The sequence below is a fragment of the Actinoplanes sp. NPDC023936 genome (genome assembly GCF_040639325.1).
Classification (GTDB): domain Bacteria; phylum Actinomycetota; class Actinomycetes; order Mycobacteriales; family Micromonosporaceae; genus Actinoplanes.
On sequence record NZ_JBEZZR010000021.1, the window covers coordinates 141,139 to 147,682 of the forward strand.

Annotated in this window: 6 protein-coding genes; 4 read left to right on the forward strand and 2 right to left on the reverse strand. The window is 72.6% G+C overall.

What is annotated here, in order from left to right; genetic code table 11:
• Positions 1 to 379 precede the first annotated feature (379 nt).
• On the reverse strand, positions 380 to 1,261 hold the full coding sequence (locus AB0F72_RS25620; RefSeq protein ID WP_360435840.1) for a LysR family transcriptional regulator: 882 nt from the start codon (positions 1,259 to 1,261) through the stop codon (positions 380 to 382).
• Between the two features lie 84 nt (positions 1,262 to 1,345).
• Here AB0F72_RS25620 and AB0F72_RS25625 point away from each other — a divergent pair, with 84 nt between their 5' ends.
• Positions 1,346 to 2,326 (forward strand): pyridoxal-phosphate dependent enzyme, encoded by a 981-nt coding sequence (locus AB0F72_RS25625; RefSeq protein ID WP_360435842.1) that lies wholly within the window; start codon positions 1,346 to 1,348, stop codon positions 2,324 to 2,326.
• Positions 2,327 to 2,453: 127 nt separating this feature from the next.
• Here the strand turns inward: AB0F72_RS25625 and AB0F72_RS25630 are convergent, their stop codons facing one another.
• Positions 2,454 to 3,662 (reverse strand): DUF349 domain-containing protein, encoded by a 1,209-nt coding sequence (locus AB0F72_RS25630; RefSeq protein ID WP_360435844.1) that lies wholly within the window; start codon positions 3,660 to 3,662, stop codon positions 2,454 to 2,456.
• A gap of 164 nt (positions 3,663 to 3,826) precedes the next feature.
• On the opposite strand from AB0F72_RS25630, the gene miaA reads away from it, so the two are divergent.
• The 3 genes from miaA to AB0F72_RS25645 are packed head-to-tail and all read left to right on the forward strand — an operon-like array spanning position 3,827 to position 6,344.
• Entirely contained in the window at positions 3,827 to 4,750 is a 924-nt protein-coding gene (gene miaA, locus AB0F72_RS25635) for a tRNA (adenosine(37)-N6)-dimethylallyltransferase MiaA (protein WP_360435846.1), read from the forward strand.
• Positions 4,751 to 4,776: 26 nt separating this feature from the next.
• The gene (gene dapF / locus AB0F72_RS25640) at positions 4,777 to 5,622 is read left to right on the forward strand and encodes a diaminopimelate epimerase (protein WP_360435864.1); all 846 of its coding nucleotides are present in this window, start codon (positions 4,777 to 4,779) and stop codon (positions 5,620 to 5,622) included.
• Positions 5,622 to 6,344, forward strand: a complete 723-nt coding sequence (locus AB0F72_RS25645) for a glycerophosphodiester phosphodiesterase family protein (protein WP_360435848.1) — start codon at positions 5,622 to 5,624, stop codon at positions 6,342 to 6,344. Before dapF ends, AB0F72_RS25645 begins: the two co-directional genes overlap by 1 nt.
• Positions 6,345 to 6,544: the final 200 nt, after the last annotated feature.

Genomic DNA, 6,544 nt, shown 5'->3' on the forward strand with positions numbered 1-6,544 from the left:
AAAAGCACCAAAACGCTCCCGCTCGAGCGGCCACCTGACGGCCCCTTCCGCCGGCGCGTCCCGCCGCCGGCCCCGGCGGCCCCTCACCCGCCGCGTGTGAAGTTGAGGCGCGCTGCGCACCCGAACTCCCCACGCGGTTGGTTGCCCGGGTTGCGTGTGGAGTTGGGGCGCGCTGCGCACCCGAATTCCACACGCGGTTGGTTGCCCGGGTTGCGTGTGGAGTTGGGGCGCGCTGCGCACCCGAGTTCCACACGCGGTTGGTCACCCGGGTTGCGTGTTGATGTGGGGTGCGCTGCGCACCCGAATTCCACACGCGGTTGGTCGCCCGGGTTGCGTGTGGAGTTGAGGCGCGGTTTGCACCCCAACTCCCCACGCGATTTCAGGTTGACTGCAGGGTGCGGGTGGCTGCTCTGAGGTGGGTCAGCAGGGCGGCCGTCCCCGGCGGGTCGGGTGGGTCGCCGGCCACCGCCACGGAGATCCGGCGGCCCGCGTCCGGCAGCGGGACGACGCGCACCCGGGGGTTCCGGTGGGCGGCCAGCGCCAGCGCCGGCAGCGTGGTGACGCCGAGCCCGGCCGCGACGAGCGCCTGCACCGCCACGTAGTCGTCAGTGGTGAACCGGATGTCCGGCGTGAACCCCTCGGCCGCGCACGCGCTGCGCAACCGTCCCTGGCACCGTTCACAGCCCCCGATCCACGGCCGGTCCCGGTGGTCCGCGAGCCGATCCCCGTCCCACCCCGCCGGCGCGACCAGGTTCGTCCCCTCGTCCAGCAACTGCTCGTGGCGCAACCCGTCCAGCCCCGGCCCACCGGGGAACGCGAACACCACCGCCGCCTCCACCTCGCCGCTGCGCAGCAGCCGCGCCGCTTCCGGCGGCTCGGCCTCGGTGAACCGCAGATCCACCTCCGGGTGCGCCTGAGCGAACGTCGCCGCCGCCACCGGGACGAACGTGCCGAGCGCCGACGGGAACGCCGCGAGCCGCACCCGCCCGCTACGCAGCCCGGTGTGCGCGGCCAGTTCCGCCTCGGCGGCGGTGAGCCGTCCCAGGATCTCCTCGGCCCGGTCGGCCAGGAGGCGGCCGGCCTCGGTGAGCCGCACGCCCCGGCCCACCTTCTGGAGCAGCACGCTGCCGGTTTCCGCCTCGAGCCGGGCCAGGTGGTGACTCACCGACGGCTGGGCGTAGTGCAGGGCACGGGCGGCCGCGGTGACGGATCCGTGCCGGGCGACCGCGACCAGCACGGAGAGCCGGGTTACGTCGAGCATCGCAGCAACGTATCAACGGGTTCTATCGGTAAGCAAAGACTTTGACATTGGACCTATGCGTCACGGCGGCCGACGATCGACACCATGGAACTCACCCTCGCCGACGTGCGTGCCGCCCGGTCGCTGCTCGCCGACCACCTGCCGCCGACGCCGATCTGGTCCTACCCGCTCGTGGACCGGGCCACCGGCGCCACCGTGCTGATCAAGCACGAGAACGCGCAGCCGGTCGGAGCGTTCAAGGTGCGCGGCGGATTGACGCTTTTGTCGCGGATGACAGAGGCGGAGCGTGGTCAGGGCGTCGTCACGTACTCCACCGGCAACCACGCGCAGTCCATGGCGTACGCGAGCCGGGTCTTCGGCGTGGACTGCACCGTGGTCATGCCGACCGGCACCCCGAGGGCGAAGGTCGAGGCGGTCGAGGGCTGGTCGGCCACCGCGCTGCTGAGCGGGGACTCGCTGGGGGCAGCGGAACGCCACGCCGGGAAACTGGCCGCGGAGACCGGCGCCCGCCTGATCAGCCCCGGTGACACGCCGGAACTGCTGGCCGGGGTCGGCACCCTGTACCTGGAGATCCTGGAGGCACACCCGGACCTGGACGCGATAGTCGTGCCGGTCGGCAGCGGCACCGGCGCGGCGGCCGCCTGCGTGGTGGCCGAAGCCCTCGCGCCGCACTGCGCGGTGATCGGTGTCCAATCGTCGGCGTCGCCGGCCGCCCACGACTCCTGGCGTTCCGGGACCCTCGCGGAGCGGCCCAACCGGACCGCCGTGGCGGGTCTGGCCACCGGCCGCGGTTACGCCCTGCCGCAGCGGCTGATGGCGGGCCGGCTCAGGGACTTCCTGCTGGTCACCGACGAGCAGATCACCGAGGCCCGCCGCCTGCTGTCCACTGCGGCACACACCCAGGCCGAGGGCGCCGGCGCGGCGGCGCTGGCCGCCGTCATGACCCACCAGGAACACTTCGCCGGCCGCCGGGTGGCCGTGATCTGCACCGGGGCAAACGCCGACATGTCCGAACTGTCGGCGCTGACGGAAGAGGGGGCCGGAAGCCCGGCCATGCACCGGTAGCGAAACCGGCCGGACGGCCGTGACCCGGCAGCGAGGCCGCCCCGGACTCTCGGGCGCCTCCGGTCCTGCGTACCGGAACGGAAAAGGCGGCGGGCCAACGGCCCGCCGCCTGATCACGCGGCTGAGGTCAGTTCGCCTGCTCGGCCAGAGCGAGGAACTGGCGCTTCGACGCGAGGGCCTGCTCGGCCTCCTTGATCCGGCGCGCGTCGCCGGCGGCCTGGGCGCGCGCGAGACGCTGCTCGGCCTCGGCCACCTGGTCGCGCATCTGACGCAGCAGCGGGTTGTCCTGCGGGGTGGTCTTGCGCCAGGCGGAGTCCATCGCGACGCGGATGCGCTCCTCGGCGGCCCGCCAGCGACGGTCCAGCGAGGCGGCAGCCTCACGCGGAACCCGGCCCGCCTCGTGCCACGCGGCCTGCGCGTCACGCAGTTTGTTCTGCGCGCCGCGGGCGTCCGCGTCCACGTCGAGCGCCTCGAGCTCGGCGAGGATGGCCTGCTTCTTCTCCAGGTTGCCCTGGTACTCCGCGTCGCGGGCCGAGAAGACCTCGCTGCGCCGGGTGAAGAACGCGTCCTGAGCGGCCCGGAAGCGTTCCCAGAGGCGCTGCTCGGCCTCCTTGGCGGCACGGGGCGCCGCCTTCCACTCGGTCATCAGCTCCTTGAGCCGGTTCGCCGTGCTCGACCACTCGGTCGAGTCGGCGAGGCTCTCGGCCTCGGTGACCAGCTCCTCCTTGGCGGTCTGCGCCTGCTTGCGCTGACCGTCGAGGGTGGCGAAGTGCGCGCCACGCCGGCGGGTGAACCCGTCCCGCGCGGTCGCGAACCGCTTCCACAGCTCGCCGTCGGTCTTCTTGTCGACGCCGCGGATCGTCTTCCACTCGTCGAGGATCTCCTTGAGGCGGTCGCCGGCCGTCTTCCAGCCGGTCGCCTCGGCGGCGATCTTCTCCGCTTCCTCGACGAGCGCGGTCTTGCGCGCGAGCGCCTCGGCGCGGGCCACCTCACGGGCGGCGCGGGCCTCGCCGGCCTTCTCCTCGGCGAGGGCGGCGAGCCGCTCCAGCCGGGCCGCCAGGCCGTCGATGTCGCCGACCACGTGCGCCTCGTCGAGCGTGGTGCGCAGACGTTTCACGCTGCTCAGCGAATGCGAAGCGTCGGCGGCGCCCGACTTGAGGCGAGCCTCGACGAGGTCGACCTCGGTCACCAGGTCGGCGAATCGGCGAGCGAAGTGCGCCAGACCCTCCTCCGGCGTACCAGCCTGCCAGGAGCCGACCACCCGGTCGCCCTCGGCGGTCTTCACGTACACGGTGCCGTCGGCATCCACGCGCCCGAAGGCCGTCCAGTCGTTCATCAGCTCATCCTCGTTCTCCCGGCGCCGCCTGTCCCGTTCTCAGGACCCACGGCCACCGCCACAGCGCAGTGAATGCCAACCTTCCCACGGGCATTCTTTCTCGCGCATTGTCACAGGTCCAACCCGGTCCGGGGAAAGCTCCCGCGAGCGACCGTGACACAACGGTGTCCTACGGTTGGCCGGTGCCGTCCCGAGCAGGTCATCGAGTGGTCACCGTCGTCGGCCCGACGGCGGCCGGCAAGTCCGCCCTGAGCATCGCTCTCGCCCATGAACTGGGTGGTGAGGTGGTCAACGCCGACTCCATGCAGCTGTACCGCGGCATGGACATCGGCACCGCCAAGCTGAGCCTGGCGGAACGCGAGGGCGTTCCGCACCATCTGCTCGACATCTGGGACGTGACCGAGCCGGCCGCTGTCGCGGAGTACCAGCGGCTGGCCCGGGCGGCGATCGACGACATCGCCGGCCGTGGCCGGGTGCCGCTGCTGGTCGGCGGGTCGGGTCTCTACGTGCGGGCGGTGCTGGAGGACTTCGCGTTCCCGGGGACGTCTCCGGAGATCCGTTCCCGGCTCGAAGAACGGCTCGCGGCCGTCGGCCCCGCCCCCCTGTACGCCGACTTGTCGGTCAAGGACCCGGCGGCGGCCGCCAAGATCCTGCCCTCCAACGGCCGGCGGATCGTCCGGGCCCTCGAAGTCATCGAGCTGACCGGCAAGCCCTTCACCGCCGCCCTGCCCGACCCGGTGCCGGTCTACGACGCCGTGCAGATCGGGGTCGACCGGGACACCGCCGAACTGGACCACCGGATCGCGCTGCGGGTCGACCTGATGTGGGCGGCCGGCCTGGTCGAGGAGGTGCACGGCCTGACCGGCATCCGGGACGGCCGGACCGCCTCCCGCGCCCTCGGCTACCAGCAGGCGCTCGCGCAGATCGACGGCGCGATGACCGAGGCCGAGGCGAAGGACGACACGGTCCGCGGCACCCGCCGGTTCGTGCGCCGGCAGCGCTCCTGGTTCCGCCGCGACCCCGCGATCACCTGGCTGGACGGCGCCGCGCCGACGCTGGTGGCCGACGCTCTGGCTGTTGCGCGATGATGGGCGGCGTGCGTTTCACCGAAGGACTGCGATTCACCAAGGGCCACGGCACCGGCAACGACTTCGTGATCCTCCCCGACCCGGACGGGGAGCTCACGCTCACGCCGGAGCTGGTCGCCGCGCTCTGCGACAGGCGCCGGGGCATCGGCGGCGACGGCGTCCTGCGGGTGGTGCGCAGCGCCAAGCACCCGGAGTCGGCCGGTTCCGCCGGCGAGGCCGAGTGGTTCATGGACTACTGGAACAGCGACGGCTCGATCGCCGAGATGTGCGGCAACGGCGTCCGCGTCTTCGTCCGCTACCTGCTGGAGAACGACCTCGCCACGCCCGGCCCTGCGGGCCTGCCGGTGGCGACGCGATCCGGGATCATGGTCGCGGTGGTCGGGGCGGAGACGATCCGGGTGCGGATGACCACCCCCCGGGTGTACGCGGGAAGCACCGCGACCGTCGGATCCCTGACCGTCCCGGGAGTCGCTGTGGACTGCGGCAACCCGCACCTGGTCTGCGGCCTGCACGACGGGGTCGCCCTCGGCTCGCTCGACCTGTCCCGGGAGCCGGTCTTCGACCCGGCGGTCTTCCCCCAGGGTGTGAACGTGGAGTTCGTCGAGCCGGGCGAGCCCGTCGACGGGGTGGACGGGCACGTGCTCATGCGGGTGCACGAGCGCGGCTCCGGCGAGACGCTGTCCTGCGGCACCGGGGCGCTCGCGGTCGGCGCGGTGGCTCTCCGTGACCGTGGGCGCCAGGTCGGCTCGATCGCGGTGGACGTGCCCGGCGGCCGGCTGACCGTGATCGCCGACGAGGCGGGGGGCTGGTGGCTGGAGGGCCCGGCCGTGCTGGTCGCGACGGGGTCGGTGGACCTCTCCGGGGCGTTCTGATGCTGCATCGCGTCGCCCACCGGGGTTACGCCGCCGCCGCCCCGGAGAACACGCTGCCCGCCTTCGAGGCGGCGGTGCGAGCCGGCGCCACGATCGTCGAGTTCGACGTCCGGGTCACCGCCGACGGCGTGCCCGTGGTGATCCACGACCGCACCGTGGACCGCACCACCACCGGCCGCGGCCGGGTCTGGGACCTGCGCTGGGACGAGATCGCCGAGCTGGACGCGGGAATCCGCTTCAGCCCGGCGTTCACCGGCGTCCGGGTGCCGTCCCTCGCCGAGGCCCTGGACCTGCTCCGCCCGGCCCCGCCCGACCTGCTCGTCGAGATCAAGAGCCCGGCCACCCTGGACGAGGTCAAGACGGTGATCGCCGAACTGGCGTCCCACGACCTGCTGGACCGGACCGTGGTGCAGAGCTTCGACCCGGACGTGCTCCGCAAATCCCGCGAGATAGCCCCCGAGCTGCGCCGCGGCCTGCTCTTGTTCCGCTTCGACGCGGAAACCGTGTCCCAGTGCCGGGACCTGGGCGTGACAGTCTGCAACCCCTCGGTGGTGGACGTCCTGCACGGGCGGCCGGTGGTGGCGGAGCTGGCCGCCGCGGGTGTCAGCGTGATGCCGTGGACGGCGAACGACCGCTCCCAGTGGCCGGCGCTGGTGGAGGCCGGGGCAGCCGGCCTGATCACCGACTACGTGGGCGAACTGACCGGCTGGTCCACCAGATAGCCCTTACCGCCGCCCCGCCGCGATCTTGGCGAGTTAACTCGCTGCTGTGCGCAGGTCTCCAAGATCGCGAAAGCCGGCGGGGCGGCGGGCGGCAGGCCGGCGGGGCGGCTAGACGTGGACTTCGCACATGGTTGTGGACTGCCGTTATAGCCATCGTGGTCGGGTGGGATCGATGTTGAGTAGGGCGAGGAGTTGGGCTT